This window comes from Asticcacaulis sp. MM231 (genome assembly GCF_964186625.1).
Lineage (GTDB): Bacteria > Pseudomonadota > Alphaproteobacteria > Caulobacterales > Caulobacteraceae > Asticcacaulis.
In genome coordinates this window covers 1,418,268-1,440,275 of sequence record NZ_OZ075108.1, presented here as the reverse complement: position 1 = coordinate 1,440,275, position 22,008 = coordinate 1,418,268, and the positions used below count along the sequence as shown (strand labels likewise).

Annotated in this window: 20 protein-coding genes and 2 pseudogenes; 12 read left to right on the top strand and 10 right to left on the bottom strand. The window is 58.1% G+C overall.

Annotated elements, in window-relative coordinates; translation table 11 throughout:
- Nucleotides 1–80: 80 nt before the first annotated feature.
- Nucleotides 81–1,391: a peptidoglycan-binding domain-containing protein gene (locus tag ABQ278_RS07060; protein ID WP_349321848.1), complete on the bottom strand. Its 1,311-nt coding sequence runs from the start codon at nucleotides 1,389–1,391 to the stop codon at nucleotides 81–83.
- A 264-nt stretch (nucleotides 1,392–1,655) separates the two neighbouring features.
- On the opposite strand from ABQ278_RS07060, the gene purB reads away from it, so the two are divergent.
- Together purB and ABQ278_RS07050 are read left to right on the top strand one after the other, a co-directional pair.
- Nucleotides 1,656–2,960: an adenylosuccinate lyase gene (gene purB, locus ABQ278_RS07055; protein ID WP_349321847.1), complete on the top strand. Its 1,305-nt coding sequence runs from the start codon at nucleotides 1,656–1,658 to the stop codon at nucleotides 2,958–2,960.
- Between the two features lie 73 nt (nucleotides 2,961–3,033).
- The gene (locus tag ABQ278_RS07050; RefSeq protein ID WP_349321846.1) at nucleotides 3,034–3,714 is read left to right on the top strand and encodes a 2OG-Fe(II) oxygenase family protein; all 681 of its coding nucleotides are present in this window, start codon (nucleotides 3,034–3,036) and stop codon (nucleotides 3,712–3,714) included.
- On the opposite strand, the gene ABQ278_RS07045 is transcribed toward ABQ278_RS07050, so the two are convergent.
- The 3 genes from ABQ278_RS07045 to ABQ278_RS07035 are packed head-to-tail and all read right to left on the bottom strand — an operon-like array spanning nucleotide 3,715 to nucleotide 4,781.
- Nucleotides 3,715–4,212 carry a hypothetical protein gene (locus tag ABQ278_RS07045; protein WP_349321845.1) on the bottom strand — a complete coding sequence of 166 codons (498 nt, stop codon included), beginning with the start codon at nucleotides 4,210–4,212 and terminating at the stop codon, nucleotides 3,715–3,717. It abuts the gene before it with no gap.
- Nucleotides 4,213–4,246: 34 nt separating this feature from the next.
- The gene (locus ABQ278_RS07040; RefSeq protein WP_349321844.1) at nucleotides 4,247–4,402 is read right to left on the bottom strand and encodes a hypothetical protein; all 156 of its coding nucleotides are present in this window, start codon (nucleotides 4,400–4,402) and stop codon (nucleotides 4,247–4,249) included.
- A gap of 46 nt (nucleotides 4,403–4,448) precedes the next feature.
- Nucleotides 4,449–4,781 (bottom strand): DUF1476 domain-containing protein, encoded by a 333-nt coding sequence (locus tag ABQ278_RS07035; protein WP_349321843.1) that lies wholly within the window; start codon nucleotides 4,779–4,781, stop codon nucleotides 4,449–4,451.
- A 340-nt stretch (nucleotides 4,782–5,121) separates the two neighbouring features.
- On the opposite strand from ABQ278_RS07035, the pseudogene purC reads away from it, so the two are divergent.
- From purC to ABQ278_RS07015, 4 genes and pseudogenes are all read left to right on the top strand, one after another.
- Nucleotides 5,122–5,882: pseudogene (gene purC, locus ABQ278_RS07030) on the top strand (phosphoribosylaminoimidazolesuccinocarboxamide synthase).
- A gap of 58 nt (nucleotides 5,883–5,940) precedes the next feature.
- Nucleotides 5,941–6,180, top strand: a complete 240-nt coding sequence (gene purS / locus ABQ278_RS07025; RefSeq protein WP_349321842.1) for a phosphoribosylformylglycinamidine synthase subunit PurS — start codon at nucleotides 5,941–5,943, stop codon at nucleotides 6,178–6,180.
- A gap of 1 nt (nucleotide 6,181) precedes the next feature.
- Nucleotides 6,182–6,859 (top strand): phosphoribosylformylglycinamidine synthase subunit PurQ, encoded by a 678-nt coding sequence (gene purQ / locus ABQ278_RS07020; protein ID WP_349321841.1) that lies wholly within the window; start codon nucleotides 6,182–6,184, stop codon nucleotides 6,857–6,859.
- Between the two features lie 164 nt (nucleotides 6,860–7,023).
- Nucleotides 7,024–8,442: an alpha/beta fold hydrolase gene (locus ABQ278_RS07015; RefSeq protein ID WP_349321840.1), complete on the top strand. Its 1,419-nt coding sequence runs from the start codon at nucleotides 7,024–7,026 to the stop codon at nucleotides 8,440–8,442.
- On the opposite strand, the gene ABQ278_RS07010 is transcribed toward ABQ278_RS07015, so the two are convergent.
- Entirely contained in the window at nucleotides 8,437–8,796 is a 360-nt protein-coding gene (locus ABQ278_RS07010; protein WP_349321839.1) for a hypothetical protein, read from the bottom strand. The two genes, ABQ278_RS07015 and ABQ278_RS07010, sit on opposite strands and share 6 nt — an antisense overlap.
- Nucleotides 8,797–8,944: 148 nt before the next feature.
- On the opposite strand from ABQ278_RS07010, the gene purL reads away from it, so the two are divergent.
- Nucleotides 8,945–11,161, top strand: coding sequence for a phosphoribosylformylglycinamidine synthase subunit PurL (gene purL, locus ABQ278_RS07005; RefSeq protein ID WP_349321838.1), 2,217 nt, complete (start codon nucleotides 8,945–8,947; stop codon nucleotides 11,159–11,161).
- Here purL and ABQ278_RS07000 read toward each other — a convergent pair.
- The gene (locus ABQ278_RS07000) at nucleotides 11,158–11,622 is read right to left on the bottom strand and encodes a hypothetical protein (protein ID WP_349321837.1); all 465 of its coding nucleotides are present in this window, start codon (nucleotides 11,620–11,622) and stop codon (nucleotides 11,158–11,160) included. The genes purL and ABQ278_RS07000 overlap by 4 nt on opposite strands.
- A gap of 245 nt (nucleotides 11,623–11,867) precedes the next feature.
- On the opposite strand from ABQ278_RS07000, the gene ABQ278_RS06995 reads away from it, so the two are divergent.
- From ABQ278_RS06995 to ABQ278_RS06985, 3 genes are all read left to right on the top strand, one after another.
- A complete protein-coding gene (locus ABQ278_RS06995) occupies nucleotides 11,868–12,770 on the top strand; it encodes an aldo/keto reductase (RefSeq protein ID WP_349321836.1) in 903 nt (300 codons plus the stop codon).
- Nucleotides 12,771–12,964: 194 nt separating this feature from the next.
- Nucleotides 12,965–13,300, top strand: a complete 336-nt coding sequence (gene grxD, locus ABQ278_RS06990; RefSeq protein ID WP_349321835.1) for a Grx4 family monothiol glutaredoxin — start codon at nucleotides 12,965–12,967, stop codon at nucleotides 13,298–13,300.
- A 72-nt stretch (nucleotides 13,301–13,372) separates the two neighbouring features.
- Entirely contained in the window at nucleotides 13,373–14,953 is a 1,581-nt protein-coding gene (locus ABQ278_RS06985; RefSeq protein WP_349321834.1) for a hypothetical protein, read from the top strand.
- Nucleotides 14,954–15,088: 135 nt separating this feature from the next.
- Here the strand turns inward: ABQ278_RS06985 and ABQ278_RS06980 are convergent, their stop codons facing one another.
- Nucleotides 15,089–15,973: an SGNH hydrolase domain-containing protein gene (locus ABQ278_RS06980; RefSeq protein ID WP_349322120.1), complete on the bottom strand. Its 885-nt coding sequence runs from the start codon at nucleotides 15,971–15,973 to the stop codon at nucleotides 15,089–15,091.
- A gap of 446 nt (nucleotides 15,974–16,419) precedes the next feature.
- Between ABQ278_RS06980 and ABQ278_RS06975 the strand changes: the two are divergent.
- Nucleotides 16,420–17,456, top strand: a pseudogene (locus tag ABQ278_RS06975) (IS110 family transposase).
- 444 nt (nucleotides 17,457–17,900) lie between these two features.
- Here ABQ278_RS06975 and rpsD read toward each other — a convergent pair.
- A complete protein-coding gene (rpsD, locus tag ABQ278_RS06970) occupies nucleotides 17,901–18,518 on the bottom strand; it encodes a 30S ribosomal protein S4 (protein WP_018079728.1) in 618 nt (205 codons plus the stop codon).
- Nucleotides 18,519–18,934: 416 nt separating this feature from the next.
- On the opposite strand from rpsD, the gene ABQ278_RS06965 reads away from it, so the two are divergent.
- The gene (locus tag ABQ278_RS06965) at nucleotides 18,935–19,783 is read left to right on the top strand and encodes a hypothetical protein (RefSeq protein WP_349321833.1); all 849 of its coding nucleotides are present in this window, start codon (nucleotides 18,935–18,937) and stop codon (nucleotides 19,781–19,783) included.
- Between the two features lie 19 nt (nucleotides 19,784–19,802).
- Here the strand turns inward: ABQ278_RS06965 and ABQ278_RS06960 are convergent, their stop codons facing one another.
- Both ABQ278_RS06960 and ABQ278_RS06955 read right to left on the bottom strand, forming a co-directional pair.
- The gene (locus tag ABQ278_RS06960) at nucleotides 19,803–20,231 is read right to left on the bottom strand and encodes a response regulator (RefSeq protein WP_349321832.1); all 429 of its coding nucleotides are present in this window, start codon (nucleotides 20,229–20,231) and stop codon (nucleotides 19,803–19,805) included.
- A gap of 227 nt (nucleotides 20,232–20,458) precedes the next feature.
- Complete coding sequence (locus tag ABQ278_RS06955) at nucleotides 20,459–21,961, bottom strand: EAL domain-containing protein (protein ID WP_349321831.1); 1,503 nt, start codon at nucleotides 21,959–21,961, stop codon at nucleotides 20,459–20,461.
- Nucleotides 21,962–22,008 lie beyond the last annotated feature (47 nt).

Genomic DNA, 22,008 nt, shown 5'->3' with positions numbered 1-22,008 from the left:
TATGATTTTGCCGGAGCATAGACATGGAAACGGCGCGTTTTGAACCCCAAAACGCGCCGCAGCCATTGATTTATAGTATTTTATTTCGTCAGGGGAACCAATGGCACGCCAAGCAATTTCACGGCCTCGACCGACGGCTGGCCCTGAGGCAAGCCGTTGTCGGCCTGGAATTTCTGCATAGCCGACACGGTCTGCTTGCCAAGCTGACCATCGATCGGCCCCGGCTGATAGCCACGGGCCGCCAGAGCGCGCTGCACTTCCATGATCTTGGCGGTGGAGGTGTTCTTGCCGCAAATGACTTCACGCCACACCGGTTCCGGTTGTCCGGTCACACGCTGCTGCGTCACCTCGTCATAGACGGCGGGAACAACATAGGCTTCGGTGCGTGCCGGCTGGACAACGCGGCGCACCTTGCGCTTTTCATATACGGCGGGGATGACCACCTCTTCGACGCTTTCCGGCACATCGACCACCTCGCGGCGGACGCGGCGGGTCTCGGCGGGCACCTCGACGCGACGGACGCGCTCAGGCTCGACCTCGACGCGCGATTGACGGTCTTCATAGACGCCCGGCACCATTTTGAGGCACCACACGTCCTGGCCATCGTTATGCTCGACATAGTCAGCGGTTTCGCGCGACACCGGCATGGGCTGGCTCTTGCCCGGCCATTGCAGGGTGCCATCGGCGCGATAGCGCACCGGCGCGTGCTCGACCGGCGTCACTAGCGGCGCTTCGGTGGGGATGCCCTCGCGGCGCACCCATTCGCGGCGGGCGTCCCTGACCATGACGTGCTCGACGCGGGTTTCGTAGCGGGGCGGAATACGTTCTTCGCGGAAGCCGGCGGGGCGCACGACTTCGGTGACAATTTCCTTACGGACGACGGCCGGCACAACGCGGCGCTCGATGCGTTCAGGCGCCACCAGCACGTTCTCTTCGACCATCTCCACCACTTCCGGCACGGTGCGGGTCTCGGTGCGCTCCGGCTTGACCACCACGCTCTCACGGTAGGTTTCCACCTTGGGCGAGGTCAGCAGGCGCGAGAAACACTGGCCGGGAATGGCATTGCGGCGCAGCTCTTCCGGCAGTTGCTGCCAGTCCGGCGATCCCACCGGGCCTTTCGGACAGGCGATAACCGGCTCACCGGAGAGCGCGGCGGTCTGGGCCACGACCTGATCGACATCATGGCCTTGCGAGCTGTACTGCGCATCCGTCGTGCCGGTCTGGACCACACCCACGGTACGCGCGGCGGTCTGACGTGACTGTTCGTCGAAGGTTTTCGAGACCGGACGCACGACCGGCCTGTCCAGGCTATCCGCTACAGCCGGCACTGAAAGGCTAAGGCCGGCCAGGGCTATAAAGGCCACACCGGATTTCAGGAAAAGCTTATGCACCACAGCACCCTCAAGATTCGCGTCAAATACCTGTTGCAGCCCTGGACCTTGCGTGACTCACGCTGAGGCTGCCGAAGATTTCAAATTAACCTTTTATAAACCTTTGCACCAACCCTTCTCACCTGCAAAGCGTAAATTAACCCCATTTTTCTGCCCGTTCGCGGCATGGCTAAACAAGCCGCAGCCTCTTTTAGGCTTGACATTGCGCCCCCATCTTCCCATTGCCACCGCGACCATTGTTTTAAGCGATACAGGTATCCCCCCATGATCCACCGTTATGCCCGCAAGGAAGCCGCCGCCATCTGGGATTCGGCGATGAAATACAAGATCTGGTTCGAGATCGAAGCCCACGCCGCCACCAAGATGGCCGAACTGGGCGTGATCCCGACAGAAGCCGCTGAAATCCTGTGGGAAAAGGGCAAGGACGCCGCCTTTGACGCCGACCGCATTGACGAGATCGAGCGCACCGTCAAGCACGACGTCATTGCCTTCCTGACCCACGTCTCGGAAATCGTCGGCCCCGAAGCGCGCTTCCTGCACCAGGGCATGACCTCGTCGGACGTGCTCGACACCTGCTTCGCCGTGCAACTGCAAAAGTCGGCCGATCTTCTGATCGAGGACGTCGATCTGGTGCTGGCCGCCCTCAAGAAGCGTGCGTTGGAGCATAAACTTACCCCGACCGTTGGCCGCTCGCATGGCATCCACGCCGAGCCGGTGACCTTCGGCCTAAAGCTGGCCGGCTATTACGCCGAGTTCACCCGCGCCCGTAAGCGTCTGGTGGTGGCCCGCGAGGAAATCTCGACCTGCGCCATCTCCGGCGCCGTCGGCACCTTCGCCAACGTTTCGCCCGAGGTTGAGGCCTATGTTGCCGAAAAGATGGGCCTTGAGGTCGAGCCGGTCTCGACCCAGGTCATCCCGCGCGACCGTCACGCCGCCTATTTCGCCGCGCTTGGCGTGGTCGCCTCGTCGATCGAGCGCCTGGCCACCGAAATCCGTCACCTGCAACGCACCGAGGTTCTGGAAGTCGAGGAATTCTTCTCGCCCGGCCAGAAGGGCTCGTCGGCCATGCCGCACAAGCGCAACCCGGTCCTGACCGAAAACCTGACCGGCCTCGCCCGTCTCGTCCGTTCGGCCGTCGTGCCCGCCATGGAAAACGTCGCCCTGTGGCACGAGCGCGATATCTCGCACTCCTCGGTCGAGCGCGGCATTGCACCCGACGCCACAATCCACCTCGATTTCGCCCTGCGTCGCCTGGCCGGCGTGGTCGATAACCTGCTGATCTATCCCGACAACATGCAGAAGAACATCGACCGTCTCGGCGGTCTGGTGCACAGCCAGCGCGTCATGCTGGCCATGACGCAGAAGGGCATGTCGCGCGAGGATTCGTATTCGGCCGTCCAGCGCAACGCCATGAAGGTGTGGCGCGGCGAGGGTAACTTCCTCGACTTCCTGGCGGCGGATGAAGATGTGTCGAAGTTCTTCACGCGTGAACAACTGGAGCCGTTCTTCAATCTCGATTATCACACCAAGCACGTTGATACGATCTTCGCCCGCGTGTTTGGCGCTTAAGTCACACAAGATACCCCACCACCACGCCTCACCTGTGGCGCGGTGGTGGGGTATCTTACTTTCAAGGCCGCCCATGCCCACCCTGCTCACCGATCAGTTCGACTTTGCCGGCTATGAAAGCCGCTTTACCGGCAAGGGGCGCATCCGTCTCGAAGGCGCGCTGGCCGCTGAGGACGCCCTGCGCGTCCACCATGCGCTCGAACAGCAGACACCGTGGGAACTGCAACTGGTCAGCAAGACCGGCAAGCCGGAAATCCTCTCCAGCGCCGAACTGAACACCCTGTCGCCCGACATCATCCAGACCAAGCTTCAGGACGCCGCCGAACGCGCTCAATCGGGCCTCTCCTACCTGCGCCTCGGTCTCGATCTGATGGAGGCCGACACCATCGCGCTGGCACCGCTGGCCAATCTGATCAAGTCCGAAGCCTTCGCGGCCTTCTGCGGCCAGCTTACGGGCCTCAGCGGCCTGGAACTGATGAGCTTGAGCGCCGTCTGTTATCGCAATGGCGATTTCTTCACCCAGCACACCGACCAGTCGGCGCGCCTGAGCTTTGAGTGGAACTTCACGCAGACCTGGCGTTCGGACTGGGGCGGCCAGATGCTGTTCCATTCGCCCTCGGGCGATATCGAAGGCGGCATCATGCCGCGTCTGAACGATCTGTCGCTGTTCGCCGGCGACCAGCCGCGCTCCATCGCCTCGGTCGCGCCCTATGCCGGCGGCCCTCGCTTCTCGATTACAGGCCGTTTTGGCTGACTATTTTTTCCATTCGCCCATATTCAATTGAGCGATTTGATAAAGGCATTGGCCCTGATAGCGTTCGCGTTCTTCGGCGGGCAGCCTTTCTATGCATTTGATCGCAGACGATACGCGCTTGTAGCGTCGCTCGATCATGGTCGCTTCGCATTTCACCGCATAGGTGGTGGGCCAGTAACCACCGGCTTCCGATAGAGATCCAATCAATTCGCACTCCTGGCGAACATAGCTGATATAGGCCTCGTGTTGCTGACTGACGGCTTTCGCCAGACGGCTGTGATCAAATTTATAAGCTTTGCTGCCGACCATATCGACCAGTATCGCTTGCTTTTGGATCAGCAATTTCAGGAAATAGTCTTTCGTTTCCTCGAAATGGATACCGACAGACATGGCGCTTCCTTCGGGCCAGTCCGTAGCCTTGCCACTGACATCAGCCAAGGCTGGCCTGGCCAGTAAGCCTAGCAGACATATAACAACTGCAACTCGATAACGCTCCATACCTTACCTCCCCCTGGTCACGGATTCTGAACGTCTAATGCCCCGTCGGCGGCGGCGGCGGCGGTGCATCGACCGGCTGCGTATCCAGAGGCGGCGGTGGCGGTGGTGCGCCGATCGGCTGGGTATCGAGATCGGAATGTCTGGGCATGGTGGCGCAACCGGCCATGGCCGTGGCAAACCCGATGATCATGAACGCTGTAACAACCGACTTCATCATCATCTCCGTAAATGAGCGATTAGCTTTTAAGGGCTTCTCTGGCCTGGGCCAGGAATTCCGCCGCCTTGGTGCGGACTTCGGATTCGCGCACGGCGATATTGGAAGCCGTCAGATCACCGAGGATCTTGCGAATCACGTCTTCTTCCGAAGGCTGATCACTGTCGGCGCGGACAACCGCCCGGGCGTAGCTTTCCGCCGACTTGCCCGACAGCCCCATTTTCTCAGCCCCCCACATCGCCATCATGCGATTGCGGCTGGCAGCAGCCTGGAATTCAAAGGCATCGCTGCCCTGAAACGGGACATCAATGGCCTTAGGGCTGGCTTCAGAAGAATTTTTGTCGGTCGAAGGCATGGGTGGCGGAACCTTTCAGGGTAATCCGGTTTTAGTTCCCCTTACGTCCCGGTGCAACCACAACCGACACTTTATCGACCGTTTTCTTACGCGACGCGTGCTTAAGGCGCATTTTCCCGGCGCTCCACGTTAAAAAAGCGACGAAATGCCCCGTGCGTGCCCTGTACATCCGCTGCGTTTTTGTTTATTTGCGGGCGCAACTGGCATTCTCTATGATGCTGATGACCATGCCCCCTGAAATCCCCGCCTGTGAGCCTGACGGCCTGGCGCCGCTCATAGGGCCCCGCCCTTGTTCCGGACAATCCGCTATCCGGGATATTTTCCAACACTGGACACGCATATGACCACCAAGACCCGCAAGAAAATCTACGAAGGCAAGGCCAAGATTTTTATGAAGGCCCCGAGCCCGGCACGCTGGTCCAGTACTTCAAGGACGACGCCACCGCCTTCAACGGCGAGAAGAAGGCGCAGCTCGAAGGCAAGGGCGTCATCAACAACCGCATCAGCGAATTCGTGATGACCAAGCTGAACCAGATTGGCGTGCAGAACCACTTCATCAAGCGCCTGAACCTGCGCGAGCAACTGATCCGCGAAGTCGAGATCATCCCGCTCGAAGTCGTCTGCCGCAACGTGGTGGCCGGCTCGATGGCCAAGCGCTTCGGTCTGCCCGAAGGCCAGGCCCTGCCGCGTTCGATCATCGAATTCTACTACAAGAACGACGCCCTCAATGATCCGCTGGTCACCGAGGAGCACATCACGGCGTTCAACTGGGCCAACACCCAGGAAATCGACGATATCCTCGCCACCACCCTGCGCGTCAACGACTTCCTGTCGGGCATGTTCGCCGCGGTCGGCATCACCCTCGTCGACTTCAAGATCGAGTATGGCCGCTTGTTCGAAGGCGATTTTGCCCGCGTTATTCTGGCCGACGAAATCAGCCCCGACTCGTGCCGCCTGTGGGATTCCACTAGCGGTGAGAAGCTCGACAAGGACCGTTTCCGCCGCGATATGGGCAATGTGATCGAATCCTACACCGAGGTCGCCAAGCGTCTCGGCATCATGGGCGACATGCCCCGTGTTATTGAAGGCGGCGCGCAGTGACGACTGAAATAAGACAAATCGTAAAGTGTGTTATTGAAGGCGGAGCGCAGTAAGAATTATGAAAGCCAAGGTCCACGTTTATCTGAAACCCGGCGTTCTTGATGTTCAGGGAAAGGCCGTCGAAGGCGCCCTGCACGATCTGGGCTGGGGCGGCGTTTCCAATGTCCGCGTTGGCAAGCTGCTGGAATTCGATCTCGACGGCGCCGATCAGGAAGCCGCCAAGGGCGAACTGAAGGCCATGTGCGAAAAGCTCCTGGCCAATACGGTCATCGAATCCTACAAGGTTGAGGTCGCGTAACATGACGTTCAAGGCAGCCGTTCTCGTCTTCCCCGGTTCCAACTGCGATCGTGATTGCAAGACCGCCGTGGAAACCACCGTCAACGGCAAGGTTGATATGGTCTGGCACGAGGACACCACCCTGCCCTCCGGTCTCGACCTGATCGTCATTCCTGGCGGCTTCTCCTACGGCGATTACCTGCGCTGCGGGGCCATGGCCTCGCTGTCGCCGATCATGCAGGCGGTCAAGGCCGAAGCCGAGCGCGGCGTGTCGGTGCTGGGAATCTGCAACGGCTTCCAGATCCTGTGCGAAGCCGGCATGCTGCCGGGCGCCCTGCTGCGCAATTCGGCCTTGAAATATGTCTGCAAGCCGATCGAGCTGAAGATCGAGAACCGCAAGACCCGCTTCACCAACGCCTATGGCAATGCCCAAAGCGCCTGGATGACCCAGGGCAATGGCGACGGCAACTTCTTCGCTGACGAAGCAACTCTGAAGGACATCGAGGACAATCACCAGGTCGTCTTCCGCTACGCCGAAAACCCCAACGGTTCGATGAACGACATCGCTGGCCTCATCAACAAAAAGGGCAATGTGCTCGGCATGATGCCCCACCCCGACCGCGCCTTCGAAGACGCGCTCGGCTCGGCCGATGGTGCCCCGCTTTTCCGCAGTCTGGTCGGCGCGCTGCAAAGCGCCTGATCCCTGCCTTCTGCTGTTTACGAAAAAGCCCGCTACCTGACACACAGGCGCGGGCTTTTTTGCTTGCGCCTCATTCGGCGCCTGCCTAACCTCGGCCCGTCTGGCCTTTACAAATCTGTCACGACCTGTAAAAACTGGTTTCAAGAGTAACAGAGGTTAGTATAATGTGGCGTAGGTTTGCGGTGGTTGTGGTGGCGGGCATGGCGCTTTTGGGCTGCACGCCGAAAAAGCCTGACACTAGCCTGGGTTATCACAAGGCGACCTGCTCTGCTCTTTATGCCGGCCTGAAAAATGTCGAGTGCGGCACGATGGTGGTCGAGGAAACGCGCGGAGCCAAGAACGGGCGCACCGTTGCCCTGCCCGTCGTCATCGCCCGCGCCACCGAGGCCAAAAAGCCCGATCCGGTCATCATGCTGCATGGCGGCCCCGGTGGCGGCATGGTCGAGAACCTGGCCTTTAGCCTGCGCCAGAAGAACCGCGTCACTCCCGATCGCGACTGGATCTTCTTCGATCAGCGCGGCACCGGCAAGTCCAATCCGTCGTTTGATTGCGGGGACGCGCCCCTGTCGGACGCCGGCATCACCAGCGACGCCGGCGTGAAGGTGCTGTCAGACTGCATGGCGAAATATCAGGCCGCCGGTTATGACCTGACGCAATACAACAGCGCCACGATCGCCAGGGATATCCGCGACCTGCGCACGGCCCTCGGCATCAAGAGCTACAATCTCTACGGCGGTTCCTACGGCACCCGCGTCGCCATGGCGGTGATGCAGCACGATCCGGAAGGTTTGCGCGCTGCCGTCCTGTCCTCGACCTGGCCACCGGAAGGCAATGCCACCGCCCCTCTGCCGGCGCTGGTCTCGCGCGAAACCCGTCAGGTGCTCGGCTATTGCGAGGCCGACGCGGCGTGCAAGGCGAAGTTCCCCGGCATGGAAAAGCGCCTCGATGGGCTGCTGACGACCTGGCTGAGCACGCCCGCCGTGGTGGAGGGCAAGACCTATACCGCCGACCTGCTGGCGGCCTTCCTGCTCGATGAAATCTATTCGCGTGAGGGTGCGCAAAGCCTGCCGATGACGCTCGATACGATCATGAAAGGCGACTACAAGGCGCTGGATAAATTCGAGAAAACCCAGGCCGGCTATACCGAGGGCCAGTTCTTCACCACCTTGTGCAACGAAGAGTTCTCGTTTGAAAATCCCGCCGATCTCGACAAGATCGATCACAACGATCCGATTCAGGTGGCCACGGCGCGCGACACCAGGCGCTTCTTCGCTGTCTGTCAGGCCTTCAATGCCGGCAAGCCTGATCCTGTCGAGAACCTGCCCCTGACCAGCGATATCCCCACCCTGATGCTATCGGCCGATATCGATGCCGGCTGTCCGGCAGAGTTGTCGGACGAAGTGGTCAAGCGCCTGAGCCGCGGCAAGACTTACTTCTTCCCCAACCGCACCCACACCATTGTGGGCAGCGATTGCGCCAAGGCGATGATCCGGCAGTTCCTGGAAACCGCCGATCCGAACGTTGATGCCTCGTGCATCAAGACGGACCAGCCGAAGTTCATGTTCAATCTGGGCAAATCATAGTACCTTCTTCATCGAAGGTATTGGATGTTTGGCCATGTACCTGTGAGCGATAGAGGCAACAATGAGCGCCATCGGTACTGCGGATAAAGAAACATGAGCATTATCAAGGTATCCGCCATAAAAACCGATGGCGAAAAACGTTCCCAAATACATAAGTTTGGGATGACCGCGCGTTAGTAACAAGGCTGATAATGCGCCGATGACTATCGCCCCAAGGGCACATTTACCGACCTCAAGCCAGCCAGCGAAATCAACACGTTCTTTGAAAGCAAAATACGCAGTTGGCCCAACCATGAGAATTGCGAGGAAGAAAACAAGCCAAAAAAAGGTTCGCCCGTATGCTTTTCCTGCCATCTGCCCCGCCCTTGATGATGGTTCTAAGCCCTTTCATATTGGCCCCGAAGCGAAACGTTTTCAATCTATTCAGCACATACACCCGTAAAGACATCGATATCTGCATTTTTGGCTGACATCGGGCTTTGAATCCCCTATATGCGCGCGTATGAGCACAACATCCCCCGCACCCGCTAAATCCATGGCCCAAAAGGCCCTCGAATATGGCCTCAAGGCTGACGAATATCAGGTCATCCTGAACCGTCTTGGCCGCGAACCGAACGACGTCGAACTGGGCGTCTATTCGGTCATGTGGTCGGAGCACTGCTCGTACAAATCCTCGCGTCTCCATCTGCGCAAGTTCCCGGTCACCGGCCCGCGCGTCATCTGCGGCCCCGGTGAAAACGCCGGCGTCATCGATATCGATGACGGTCAGGCCTGTATCTTCAAGATGGAATCGCACAACCACCCGTCCTTCATCGAGCCCTATCAGGGTGCGGCGACCGGCGTTGGCGGCATCATGCGCGACGTCTTCACCATGGGGGCGCGCCCCATTGCCCTGCTGAACGCCCTGCGTTTCGGTGAGCCTGATCACCCCAAGACCCGCCGCCTCGTCGAAGGCGTCGTGTCGGGCATCGGCGGCTATGGCAACTGCGTCGGCGTACCGACCGTGGCCGGCGAAACCAATTTCCACGCCGGCTATAACGGCAACATCCTCGTCAACGCCATGTGCGTGGGCCTGGCCGATGCCGACAAAATCTTCTATTCCGCCGCGCCTGAACCCGGTCTTCCGGTCGTTTATTTTGGCTCGAAAACCGGCCGCGACGGCATCCACGGCGCCACCATGGCCTCGGTCGAATTCTCGGAAGATTCCGAAGAAAAGCGCCCGACCGTTCAGGTTGGCGATCCCTTCGCCGAAAAGCTGCTGATCGAAGCCACTCTGGAACTGATGGCGTCGGGCGCGGTCGCTGCCATTCAGGACATGGGCGCCGCCGGCCTCACCTCGTCGTCGGTCGAAATGGCCGGCAAGGGCGGCCTCGGCATCACGCTTGACCTCGACAAGGTGCCGCAGCGCGAAACCAATATGACAGCCTATGAGATGATGCTCTCGGAGTCGCAGGAGCGCATGCTGGCGATCCTAAAGCCCGGCCGCGAGGAAGACGGCTACCGCATCTTCAAGAAGTGGGGGCTAGATGCCGCCGTCATCGGCGAAACCAACACCTCTGGCAATATCGTGCTGCTGCACAAGGGTGAGGTCGTCTGCGACCTGCCGCTGGCCCCGCTCTCCGACGATGCGCCGCTCTATGACCGCCCGTGGGTCGAGCCGCACGGCGAAGCCCCGATCAGCCACGCAGACGTGCCGGCGCACGATCTGAACGCCGCACTGCTCAAGGTCATCTCCTGCCCCGACGAAGCCTCGAAACGCTGGCTGTGGGAGCAATACGACCGTCACGTCATGGCCGACACGCTCTCCGACAGCTCCACCGGCCACGACGCCGGCATGGTCCGCGTCCACGGCACCAAGAAGGCGCTCGCCGTCACCTCCGACTGTACCCCGCGCTATGTTCAGGCCAACCCCTATGAAGGCGGCAAGCAGGCCGTGGCCGAAGCCTGGCGCAACCTGACCGCCGTCGGCGCCGAACCGATCGCCATCACCGATAACCTGAATTTCGGCAGCCCGGAAAAGCCCGAGACCATGGGCCAGATCGTGCGCGCCATCGACGGCATGGCCGAGGCCTGCCGCGAACTCGATTTCCCGGTCGTGTCCGGCAATGTGTCGCTCTACAATGAGACCAACGGCATCTCGATCCCGCCCACACCGACCGTCGGCGCCGTCGGCCTGCTGAAGGATTACGATCAGCGCGTCGGTTTCAACAAGGTGCAGCCGGGTCAGGTGATCATCCTGATCGGTGAAACCATCGGCGAAATGGGCTCGACCCTTTACCTGCGCGAAGTCTGTGGCATCGAAGCCGGCGCCCCGCCCAGGGTCGATCTGGCCTGCGAAAAGAACAACGGCACCCTGGTGCGCCGCCTGATCAAGACCGGCGTTGCCAAGGGCGTCCATGACCTTTCCGATGGCGGCCTGCTGTCAGCGGCGGTCGATGTCGTGCTGTCGTCGAAGGTTGGCCTGTCCCTGAAAAACCCGACCGATCTGGCCGACCACGTCTTCGCTTTCGGTGAGGATCAGGCGCGTTACCTGATCGCGGTCGATGAAGCCTCCGCGCATCTGGTCGTCGCTCAGGCGGCGGAAGCCGATGTGCCTGCCGCAGTGATCGGCGTCGCCAGCGGCACCGACCTGACCTATGCCGGCCTGTCGCTCAGCCTCACGCAACTGCGCGAAGCCCATGAGCACTGGCTGCCGAACTACATGGCTGGCAAGGCCTAGGTTCCGGCTATTCCGGTCAGTTCCCAGCGGCAATCCGTCCACCGAAACGTCAGCGCCAGTTCATCATTGCTGTTGGCGTTGATGTAGATGGTGGCTAGGCCGTGCGCCTTATCGAGCGAGGCGTCGCTTAAGCCCTCCCGGAACAGGTGATGCAGGTCGCCCTCCACGCCGTTGCAGGCGAAGAGATCGCAGTAGCGGCCGGTCTTGTCAGCGAAGTCGTTTTGCAGCGTGCGGTAGGCCACATGCGCGCCGTCGCTGCCAAAGCTCACCCCCTCGTCACTGACCAGTTTGAGCAAGCCTTCCGGATCATTGCCGCTGACCGCCTTCAGCGTGTCCCTGACAGTGCCATCAAGCGATGAGGCCATATCGCGCGCGCAGGCCGCGGGCTGAGCGCAGGCCGGCAGCGACAGGGCGGTCAGGGCCCATAGGGCTGCGGGTGCGCAAATGTGTTTCCAGAGCATCTTTATCTCCTGTTATCGCCACACCATAGCGCAGGCGCGGGCGCTTAACAAATTGCGCAAATTGGCCCACGGTGAAAGAACCTTAAATCTCTCTTAACCGGTTTGCGGCCTATGCTGGCCTTGGGGTTAACCGTAGTGCGAATCTGATTCCGCTGTGCTCAAAGCCCGCAACTTCAACCGTGGGACCGTTTTGACATGATCATCGTGATGCCGGCCTGCGATTATGCCGACGGGGAGCGCTAACCATGCGCTATCGCCCCTTCGGCCGTTCAGGTCTGGCGCTCTCGACGATCGGCCTGCGTCTAAGCTTCGATAAGCTCGGCGGCAATCCGGCCCTGCTGCACAAGTTGATCATCTCCGGCCTCGAAAACGGCATTAACACCTACCATTTCGACAGCACCGATACGGCCTTCCTGCAAAGCGCCGCCGATGCCTTTTCGGTGGTCGACCGCAAACTACTGTTTGTGTCGGTGAATGCCCACAACTCCCATCAAGTGCCCGATCGCAACACCTATGCCCTGCCGCCGCTGAAAGAACGCCTGCGCGGCGTCGTCAAGGACAGCGGGCTAATGTGGATCGATTTGCTCAACTTCGCTCAGCCGGGCGCGACCAGTCTGTCCGATGACTGCCTCAACTTCCTGCTTAGCCTGCAAAAATCAAAGATGCTGCGCTACCTCGGCGGTATCGGCGAAACCGACGACATCGCCGATCTGATCGAGTCGGGTGAGTTCAACGTCATCATGACAAGCTTCGATATCGATTCAAGCTGGGACAAGCGCCGGCGCATCGACGATGCCATGACGCGCAATATGGCTGTTATCGCCGCCGACTTCTTCCCTGAGATGTATCGCAAGGAATCGGACGTTGTGCCCAAGGCGGCGCGCCGCGGTTTCTTTGGCGGCAAGGCGAAAAATCCGCTGGCCGGCGCTGGCACGCACGCCTTCCTGCACCTGACGCCCGATTGGAGCCCTGAGCAGCTTTGTCTGGGCTATGCCCTGTCGCAGCCAAGCATGTCGTGCATCCTGATCGACGCCGAAAGCCCCGAACACCTGGAATCGCTGGCCGATGTGCCGGAGCGTCACCTGCCCTCGTCTGTGCCCGCCCAGATAGAAATGGCCCGCTTCAACGAGCAATCTAAAGCAGGCTGACGCTTGCTTTGGATTGCATTTTTCTTAAGAAATTACGCGCAAACGTGCGCGGCGGCTAATTAGCCTTGCCAGATTCCACCTCTTCGGTGACATCTGGAAAATTGTTAGCTTGGGCGAATTTCGCTCTGGCCCTTTATTAAAGCGTCCGACACGCCTATATGCAGGTCAGATCATTTGTTGCAGGAGAGCGTAGCGTGAGCGCGGAAACCGACACCCAGACCTTTATCGACACCACCATCAAGGGGCACGACATCGTGCTGTTCATGAAAGGCACGCCTGAAGCTCCCAAATGCGGCTTCTCCAGCTTGGTGGTGCAGGTGCTCGATCACCTCGGTGCTGAGTATGTCGGCGTCGACGTGCTGCAGGACAACGACCTGCGCGAGGGCATCAAGACCTATTCCGACTGGCCGACAATTCCACAGCTTTACGTCAAGGGCGAATTCATTGGCGGCGCTGATATCGTCCGCGAAATGTTCCAGTCCGGCGAACTGAAGACGGCCCTGACGGAACAGGGCGTGATCGAGGCTTAAAGGCCACGGTAACAACTTGACGGATCAAGCCCTTCGCTATTAGGTTGAACAGGTTCAATCGCGGGGGGCGTTATGAAGACCATCAACTCATGTGTGGCCGTTTTGGCCACGGTATTCGGCCTGACTCATCCGGCTTGTGCTGACTCATGGGTTAAAGCGCAATCCGAGCATTTTACCGTTTACAGCAATAGCTCCTCCGCCGTCGCACGCCAGTATGTGCAGCGGCTGGAGGCCTATAATTATACGCTCTACACGTTATATAAAGCCAGGAATGCCGAAGCCGACACCACGCGCCCGCGCTTCACTGCCTACCTGCTGCGTGATCGTCGCGATATGCGCGCTGTCTGGCCTGATGTGAATGAAAACGTCGCCGGCTTTTATCGCCAGTGCGAGGAAGGCTCGGCAGCCTATGCCACCTATGAGGTGGCGATCGCCGGCGGCAACACGCATCTGAAAAAGCAGAAAGACGGTTTTCTCGACTACGTTTTGTTTCACGAATATGCCCACCATTTCATGTTCGAGAACTACAGTGTGCCTCTCCCGGCCTGGTACGTGGAAGGGTTCGCGGAGTATTTCATGACCATGGACATAGATGGCAAGACCATCGCCATCGGCCAGGCTGAATCTGAGCGTTACAGCCGTCTCGTCGGCGAAGGGTGGATCGACTATGCCGACATGCTGCGCGGCGTCCGCCAGACCAAATCCGAAAAGATGCTGCAGTTTTACGCCCAGTCATGGCTGCTGACCCATTACATCATGGCCTCCCCTGAACGCATCCAGATCTTCGCCGGCTATATCGATGACATCAATGGCGGCGCTGATCCGGTCACAGCGTTTGAAAGCCGCTTCGATGTGAACGTGACAGACCTGCCGAAGGTACTGCATGATTATCTGCAGAAGGGAGTGCCGGTGGTTAGCTTTACCTTCAAAGCCATGCCGGAGGTGGCCGTCGATGTCACCCCGATGCCCAAATCGGCGGATCAGTTATTGATGTGGAATTCGGCGCTGGAAACCTGTGCGGCGGATAATCTGGGTTCCGATCTGATGGACAGAATCGATACCGAACGCCTGAAATACGGCAATGACGCCTTCAGCCAACTGGTAGAAGCACGCGCTGTTATTCTGAACGATGAGCCCAGGTCGGTGCGTTTTGCCGACTACCAGACCCTTCTCAGCCAGCGCGTGGCGGTCAATGCGCAGGATGGCGAGGCACAGTATCTGCTCGGCCGCGGTTATTACCGTCAGGCGATGGCGCCCGATGCCAAAGATATGTCCGGTGATATGAGCCGAGCACGAAGTGCGCTGCTCAAGGCTTACAAGCTTGATCCTATGTACGCACCAGGGCTCTATTACCTGTCACGGGCGCAAAGCAATCTGCCGGCCTATCCGAATGATGCGGCGATCAATGCCGCCGTGCAGGCCAGCAATCTGGCGCCTTCGGTCAGCGAATACGCGTGGTATGCCGCTCACCTGCTGATCGTCAAGGACCGCAGCGCCGACGCCGCCATCCTGCTCACGCCGCTGGCTGCCAATCCGCACAGCGCCAAAACCGCAGCCAGGGCGCGTGCCGCCATCAATGCCATAAAAGCCGGAAAACCAAAAGACGAGGTGCTGGCGCTTCTGAATGCATCAGACACCGAGGACACGGAATAACGACGATAAAAGGCATGTTTGTCAGGCCCCGGGCTAGCCCAGGACGACGCCGATATCGTCCGCGAAGGTTCCAATCCGGTGAACGGAAGCCCCCCTGTCATCGGCTTCTGAAACCCAGCCCTCAAACTAGCCTGCTTAAAGACCGTCACGGGCCTGGCTGTCGAGAATGCTGAATATTTGTCCGGCCACCATATTGGCGCCCGTTCCATTGAGATGGCCCTGATCGTAATAGAGGGGAACACCATTGATCTGCCCCACGCAGTGGGACTTGGCGCCCCGTGAGCAGAGCGGATCAACCGGGTTCACCGTCGTGACGTAAGGTTTTCTGCCTTCCTGGTCAATGAAAGCAATAGCCTTTTGTGCGCGGGCCTTATGCAGGCCAAAAGGCACGGCAGTCTCATCCAGACTTTGCGAAAAGCGCAGGCGTGACGTCATGTACCAGGGCACATTCCACTTCATTTCCGGAATGGGATACATGATGATGACCTTCTTGCCGGCCGCAATATAGGCATCGATATCCTTGTTCATCAGATTAGTGCTGTCTGGGGTGCCTTGAGCTCGCACATAAGATGGGCCATTTTCGTAAGACCCCAAGCAATGTTTTTTAACCGTGCAATCGAAATAGGATGGCAGATTGGCGAGGAAAACCACGGTGCCGATCCGGGCATTATCCAGTATATAGGTTTTGGATTTATCCCGGAAATAGCCGCAGCCCATGGAATCACCCCGCGCCGTCGGGTCAGTGAAGGGAGGGCGGCCGTGCCAGGCAAAAGCCTGCAAGGCATAGGGCCGCTTGCCCAGGCCATCCGACATCTTCCAGAAAATTTCCATGCTGTGGCTATCACCTATGACGGCGACCTCGCGCGAACGGTTGTCGCCAAACACGCAGAAATTACCGAACGTCTCTGGCATGACCGCGTCACACTGATGCCAGTAGGGACTGACCTCAATGGCACCGGAAGCGATGGTACGGGCTTCGCCCGAAAAGCGGTTGGGGAAACCATTGCCGAAATGGAACATCAAGCCTGCCGCTATAAACAGCCCCCCAGAACAGCAGCACCGGCGAATATATGTTGGCGACCCCAAAAGCCTTTGTTTCTGAATGGTTTTTCAATGAAGCGCCACGACAGATAGGCCAGGCCGAACGTGAGAGCCGTAAGGACGACATAACCGGCCACAGGTATATCCGTCGCATAATAGATGCGCGAAAAAACAAACACCGGCTGATGCCACAGGTAAGCGCTGTAGCTTATGAGCCCTACGCCTACCCACAACGGCATGGACAAGATGCTATGAATAAGCGTGCCCGACCGGGCGAAAGCGATAACCAGAACATGGGGTAATCGCGAGCGCGCGGTTTCCCTTGACGTCGACATTGGTCAATTTGGCTGAAGGCGTTGCTCTCCGATAAGATGAAATACGGGATCACGACGCGGTGTCAGTCCCAGCATCAAATGGAGAGCAACATGTTTGATTATATCGGCTTAGATGTCTCTTTGGAAGAGACAGCAATATCAATTCGTCGCGATGGTACCCGGATTTGGCGAGGCAAATGCGAGTCAGAGCCCCAAGTTATAGCGGACGTTATCCGTAGGCGTGCCCCTTTCGCCAAGAAGGTCGTGTTTGAGACGGGACCGCTATCGATCTGGTCTTCCATGCCCTCATGGCTGAGAGTCTCCCTGCCATCTGCATTGATGCTCGCCACGCCAAAGCAGCCCTGGACATGGCAGCCAACAAGATTGATGCCAACGATGCAGATGGTTTAGCCCATTTGGCTGAAGTCGGGTTTTACAAAGAGGTACGTGTTAAAGGTTTCGACAGCATGTTGACCCGAACACTCATTACTGGCCGAACGAAGCTCCTCAAAATTTGCACGGAACATTCCAATCAGATCCGGGGATTGATGAAGACTTTCGGACGGATTGTGCCAAAGGGTGTCGGCGGCAAGTTTGACCACAAGGTTCGTGATTTGCTTGATGGGAAAAGCGCCTTGTCAAATATCATCCTGCCTCTTCTTGACGCTTGGAACACAATGCGAAAGCAGACTGCCTTGCTCACCCATCAACTGATTAAGGCCGCCAGAGCGAATAAGTCATGTGAGCTTTTGATGTCGGTGCCTGGTGTTGGCGTGGTGGTTGCGACCTCATTTCTGGCCGCCATCGAAGCTCCTGAGAACTTCAGGTATTCGAGGTCTGTTGGGGGGTGGTTGGGACTGACGACACGGCGGTATCAGTCAGGTGAGGTAGATTACGACGGTCATATCTCCCGAAGGGGTGACAATCGTCTGCGCGGATTTTTTACGAAGCTGCGGTCGAACTTAACGCGCACACATTCCGAAAACGGCCTTAAGGCCTGGGGTAATAACCCCAGGGAGAAGACCGGCTTCAAGCGTGCCGTCGTTGCCATGGCAAGGAAGATGGCTGTCATCATGCATGCCATGTTGAAAACAGGCGAGCTCTTCGATCCTAAGCATGGGGACTGCCAAAGAAAACAACGGCTATGACTCCAGCTGCAGCCACAGCCTGACTACCAAACAGTTTAGCCATTAGCGTCGAAATATAGACGCATCAAGACGACTCAGCCGGGACGTGGCCAAGGTGATTCCGCTTGCACGGTTGCAACCATATTGAGCATGGATTGCGTTCAGAACATAGGAGCACCAGTCCCGCGGAGCCCCATCATGCGGCGGCCGAGAGTGCCGACCGCGCAGACAACCCTGCATCCGGCAAACGTCAAGAATGATCGTCAAGAGTTTGGCCTAACCGAACAGAATATCTTATGCGACAGGTCCCCCAGCCAGACACCAAGGGCATGGGTATACAAGTTATTGTAAAAAAGGCTTGAAAGATGCTCTGCGATTAGACAACTGTGCATGGAATGCGCGCGAAATAGAAAAACCCGGAAGATGGCTCTTCCGGGGTTTCCAGTTTCTATACTCGACCGAACGTTAGGACGAATAGTATTCGATGACCAGGTTCGGTTCCATCTTGACGGGGTACGGCACTTCGGCCGATTCCGGCAGACGAACCAGACGGGCGCGCATGGCCTTGGCGTCGAGTTCGATATAGTCCGGCACGTCGCGCTCAGGCGATTGCAGGGCTTCGAGAACCAGAGCCATGTTGCGCGAACGCTCGCGCACTTCAACCACATCGTCCGGCTTCACGCGGTAGGACGCGATGTTGACGCGCTTGCCGTTGACCAGAACGTGACCGTGGTTGACGAACTGACGGGCGGCCCAGACGGTCGGCACGAACTTCGTGCGGTACACGAAGGCGTCCAGACGGGTTTCCAGCAGAGCGATCAGGTTTTCCGAGGTGTTACCCTTGCGGCGATCGGCTTCTTCGTAGGTGCGCAGGAATTGCTTCTCGGTGATGTTACCGTAGTAACCCTTCAGCTTCTGCTTGGCGCGCAGTTGCGTACCGAAGTCAGAGATCTTGTTCTTGCGGCGCTGACCGTGCTGGCCGGGGCCATACGAGCGCTTGTTGACGGGGGACTTCGGACGGCCCCACAGGTTTTCACCCATGACGCGGTCGAGTTTGTACTTGGCGCTGTGGCGCTTCGACATAGTAGACCTATAATCTAACCCTGACCGGCCTCCCCGCGAGAGTGCGGAGGGCGATTGCAACGGCGGCTCAGGATCAACCCGTGTATCCGTACAAGACAAAGTCCGGCACGTGAAGTCGCGGCTTATGTCGGAAAGGGACGCACGAGTTAAGCGCAGCAAGGCATTTTTGCGCAAATCAACGCATTCGCCTTGATAGATTGCCGACTTAACTGAGTTGGCATATTCGCAGAAACCGGCGCTTTCATTGCGCTCGATATTCGCTATGTACGCCATGCACGCGTTGAAATCGTCAATCAATCAACGCCCAAGGCTTCATATTTCCCTTCCGGCCAGAGCTTTACCCACACCTATGGGGAAAATATTAACGGCCATCTGTTACCTTTGATGATAAGTTCCGCGTATTCCGGTGTAGCGTCTTGACCATTAAAGCTAAAATTCTCTCCCTCGTGGCCGCCTTCGCCTTGCTTGCGGCAGCCATTACAGGTCTAGGCCTCACGACGATGGCCGACTATGATCACATTATCGCCGATTATAACCACGCCTCTGAGAATGCCTTTCGTGGCGAACGCCTGAACCGACTGGTAACGGCTCTGGCCCTCGAATTTCGCGGCGTCTACATGTCGAAGAACGAAGCCGAGGCAAAAGCCGCCGCAGATCGCCTGGACAAGAAGGCGGATCAATTATCCGCTTTCCTTAACGGATGGCGCGCGCAACTCAAGCCTGGTGAATTGCCAGAGTTCGCCAATGTCGACTCTAAAATAGAGCGCCTGATCCGGGGCGGGCATAAGGTGGCCGCGATTACGCGAACGGAGTCACTGAAGGCCGCCGATACATTCGGCAACCGCCCCAAATACGTCGTGTTTCGTGAGGACATGCAAACCTCGCTCAACGCCATGGTCGAGCGTATCGGCGCCGAGCAGGCCCGCTCTCTTGTCGCTTTGGAACAGTTCAAGCGTGACCGCCAAAGCCAGTTCCTGATCGTGGCCATTCTCGGCATATTGACTGTTCTGGCCGGTTCGGTATGGATCATCGTCAGTTCGATCGCGGCCCCTTTGAGCCGCGTACGTCAGTCGATCATCAATATCTCGGAAGGTGCCTACGATACGCCGATCCCGACCGGCGAGCAGACCAAGGCCATGGGCAAGGAAATCGGTGACCTATGGCATGCACTCGGCGTCCTGAAAGCCCATGCCGTCGAAGTCGACCACCTGTCCCGGGAAAAACTGAAGAAAGAACAAAGTTTGCGCGAACTGGTTCTTGATTAGAGCCCGACTTTACGCCCGGCTATCGAAGAAAGACCGTATTAGCTTCAATACTGATCATGGCGTCGACCTGCCGGCTTTCTAGTTCCTTGCTGATGTGTTCGACATCAATGAGCTTGAAGGGTTTGGCGAGAATGTAGTCGACATGTGACCTGCGCGCGCGGTTGATCGCCTCAGCGACACTGTCACTTTCCGTAAAATCACCTGCGGTCATCACAGCGATCGCCAGACCCGGCTGGAGCGCTTTATATTCGTGAAGATGGTCCAGAGAATTATCCTCTGCCAGAAAAACGTCCAGCAAAAGCAGGTCGAAAGAATCCCCCCTCAACTTTTCCAGCGCCTCCGCATGAGACGCCACGCTGTCTGTACGAAAGCCGAGTTGCTGAAACATAGCCCCGATCGCCTGGGCTTGTACGCGGCTGTCTTCTACGATTAAAACTGTCTTCGTCATAGGGTTACTCACTACAAAGAGTGGCGGCACACGGGTTGGGTCAGCAGGCAAAAAGTGTCAAACACGACACAATCGCACAATAAGGCTGTTATCAAAACCCCTAATGGATAGTTAAAAACAACGGTGACATGAAGCAAATTGCGTCATAACGCATAAAATGTGTTCAAGTTTCGACATCTTCCGACAGACCTCCGTGGAACATCAAAAAGGAATTCGAACAGGGCTCATCACGCCGCCCCGATGGCACCGTCCAACAGGATCTGACACGCCTGCGGAGACGGCTTGCCAAACAGGTAACCCTGTCCGGTTTCGCAGCCCATCTGCGTCAGTCGCAGAGCTTGCGCATGGGTTTCGATGCCTTCCGCCGTTGTTTTCAGGCCAAGGCTATGGCTCATGGCGATGATGGCCTTGACCAGCTTCCGGCTTTCCGCGCTCTCGCTCATACTCGTGACGAACGACTGGTCGATCTTGAGCTTGTCGAAAGGCAGGGACCGAAGGTGTTGCAGGCTGGAATAGCCCGTGCCGAAATCGTCGAGGGCCAGCGTCATCCCTCTGGCTTTCAGCGAGATGAGGGTTCGGCGCGCCACGTCGACATCATGCACCAGCGCATTTTCGGTGATTTCGATTTCCAGGCAGGCGGCGGAAAACCCCGTCCTGTCCAGGATATCGCAAATTTTTGTGCTGAGTTGACAATCCCGAAACTGGACCGGAGAAATATTAAGCGAGAGATAGGTCCCCTTTGGCCAGCTACGCGCCTGCTCGCACGCCTGCTTCAGGAGCGACAGCGAAATATCGCCAATCAGCCCCGCCTCCTCGGCTACGGTGATAAAGCGATCCGGTGTGACAAGCCCGAAGGAAGGATGATCCCAGCGCGCCAGGATTTCATAGCCTTCAATCCGGCCATCACGCAGGCATATCAGGGGCTGAAAATAGGGCCGGATTTCGCCCTTTTCGACCGCACTGCGCAGTTCCAGTTCAATAAGGGTGCGCTCATGCGCCTTGGCGTCCATGGCGTCCTGGTAAAAGCGGAACGTGCCGCGGCCTTCCGTCTTGGCGCGATAAAGCGCCAGGTCTGCCCTTTGCAACAGAGCGTCAGGTGTCTGCGAAGCACAGCCCTGAGCAAAGGCGATTCCCATGCTCGCCCCGATATGGCAAACAAGCTGGTCGATATGGAAGGGCTCAGACAGGCTTGTGATAAGCCGTTCGGCCAGTCCGGATATATCCTCGTCGACATCTCGGGTATTGACGATCAGGGCGAATTCGTCACCGCCCAGGCGGGCCAACATGTCGCCCGAGCGAAGTTGCCCCTGAGCACGCTGCGCGATCTGCTGCAAGAGCTGGTCGCCGACAAGATGGCCGTGAACGTCATTGATGGGCTTGAAGCGGTCGAGATCAAAGATACACACGGCAAAAGGCGAAGCCTCGGCTGAGTTTTCTTCCAGTCGGCTTTTAAGGACGCTGTACAGATGTCGACGATTGGCCAGACCGGTCAGGGCGTCGGTCAGGGCAAGCGTTTCCATTCGCCCTTCTACTTTCAGGCGCAGCTCATATTCCCGGCGCATATCCAAGGAACGCCGGATGGAAAAGTAGGTGGCGCCCACCGCAATGAACAGGACGATGACCAGCATGTCATCGAAGCTTTGGGCCTCATACCTACGGCTGAACTCGTATAGAGCTTCAAACCAGTCGAAGTGATGCAGAACGAAGGTGCCCGTCAGAGTTACAGCCATGACGGCCCAAAGGTCGGTCTGAACCGTGTGACCTACTCTACGCGGCG

Excerpts from the sequence above, each read along its gene's own strand:
- purB (WP_349321847.1), top strand. The coding sequence starts at position 1,656 with ATGATCCACCGTTATGCCCGCAAGGAAGCCGCCGCCATCTGGGATTCG.
- ABQ278_RS07050 (WP_349321846.1), top strand. The coding sequence starts at position 3,034 with ATGCCCACCCTGCTCACCGATCAGTTCGACTTTGCCGGCTATGAAAGC.
- ABQ278_RS07045 (WP_349321845.1), bottom strand. The coding sequence starts at position 4,212 with ATGGAGCGTTATCGAGTTGCAGTTGTTATATGTCTGCTAGGCTTACTG.
- ABQ278_RS07040 (WP_349321844.1), bottom strand. The coding sequence starts at position 4,402 with ATGATCATCGGGTTTGCCACGGCCATGGCCGGTTGCGCCACCATGCCC.
- ABQ278_RS07035 (WP_349321843.1), bottom strand. The coding sequence starts at position 4,781 with ATGCCTTCGACCGACAAAAATTCTTCTGAAGCCAGCCCTAAGGCCATT.
- purS (WP_349321842.1), top strand. The coding sequence starts at position 5,941 with ATGAAAGCCAAGGTCCACGTTTATCTGAAACCCGGCGTTCTTGATGTT.
- purQ (WP_349321841.1), top strand. The coding sequence starts at position 6,182 with ATGACGTTCAAGGCAGCCGTTCTCGTCTTCCCCGGTTCCAACTGCGAT.
- ABQ278_RS07015 (WP_349321840.1), top strand. The coding sequence starts at position 7,024 with ATGTGGCGTAGGTTTGCGGTGGTTGTGGTGGCGGGCATGGCGCTTTTG.
- ABQ278_RS07010 (WP_349321839.1), bottom strand. The coding sequence starts at position 8,796 with ATGGCAGGAAAAGCATACGGGCGAACCTTTTTTTGGCTTGTTTTCTTC.
- purL (WP_349321838.1), top strand. The coding sequence starts at position 8,945 with ATGAGCACAACATCCCCCGCACCCGCTAAATCCATGGCCCAAAAGGCC.
- ABQ278_RS07000 (WP_349321837.1), bottom strand. The coding sequence starts at position 11,622 with ATGCTCTGGAAACACATTTGCGCACCCGCAGCCCTATGGGCCCTGACC.
- ABQ278_RS06995 (WP_349321836.1), top strand. The coding sequence starts at position 11,868 with ATGCGCTATCGCCCCTTCGGCCGTTCAGGTCTGGCGCTCTCGACGATC.
- ABQ278_RS06985 (WP_349321834.1), top strand. The coding sequence starts at position 13,373 with ATGAAGACCATCAACTCATGTGTGGCCGTTTTGGCCACGGTATTCGGC.
- ABQ278_RS06980 (WP_349322120.1), bottom strand. The coding sequence starts at position 15,973 with ATGTTCCATTTCGGCAATGGTTTCCCCAACCGCTTTTCGGGCGAAGCC.
- rpsD (WP_018079728.1), bottom strand. The coding sequence starts at position 18,518 with ATGTCGAAGCGCCACAGCGCCAAGTACAAACTCGACCGCGTCATGGGT.
- ABQ278_RS06960 (WP_349321832.1), bottom strand. The coding sequence starts at position 20,231 with ATGACGAAGACAGTTTTAATCGTAGAAGACAGCCGCGTACAAGCCCAG.
- ABQ278_RS06955 (WP_349321831.1), bottom strand. The coding sequence starts at position 21,961 with ATGGCTGTAACTCTGACGGGCACCTTCGTTCTGCATCACTTCGACTGG.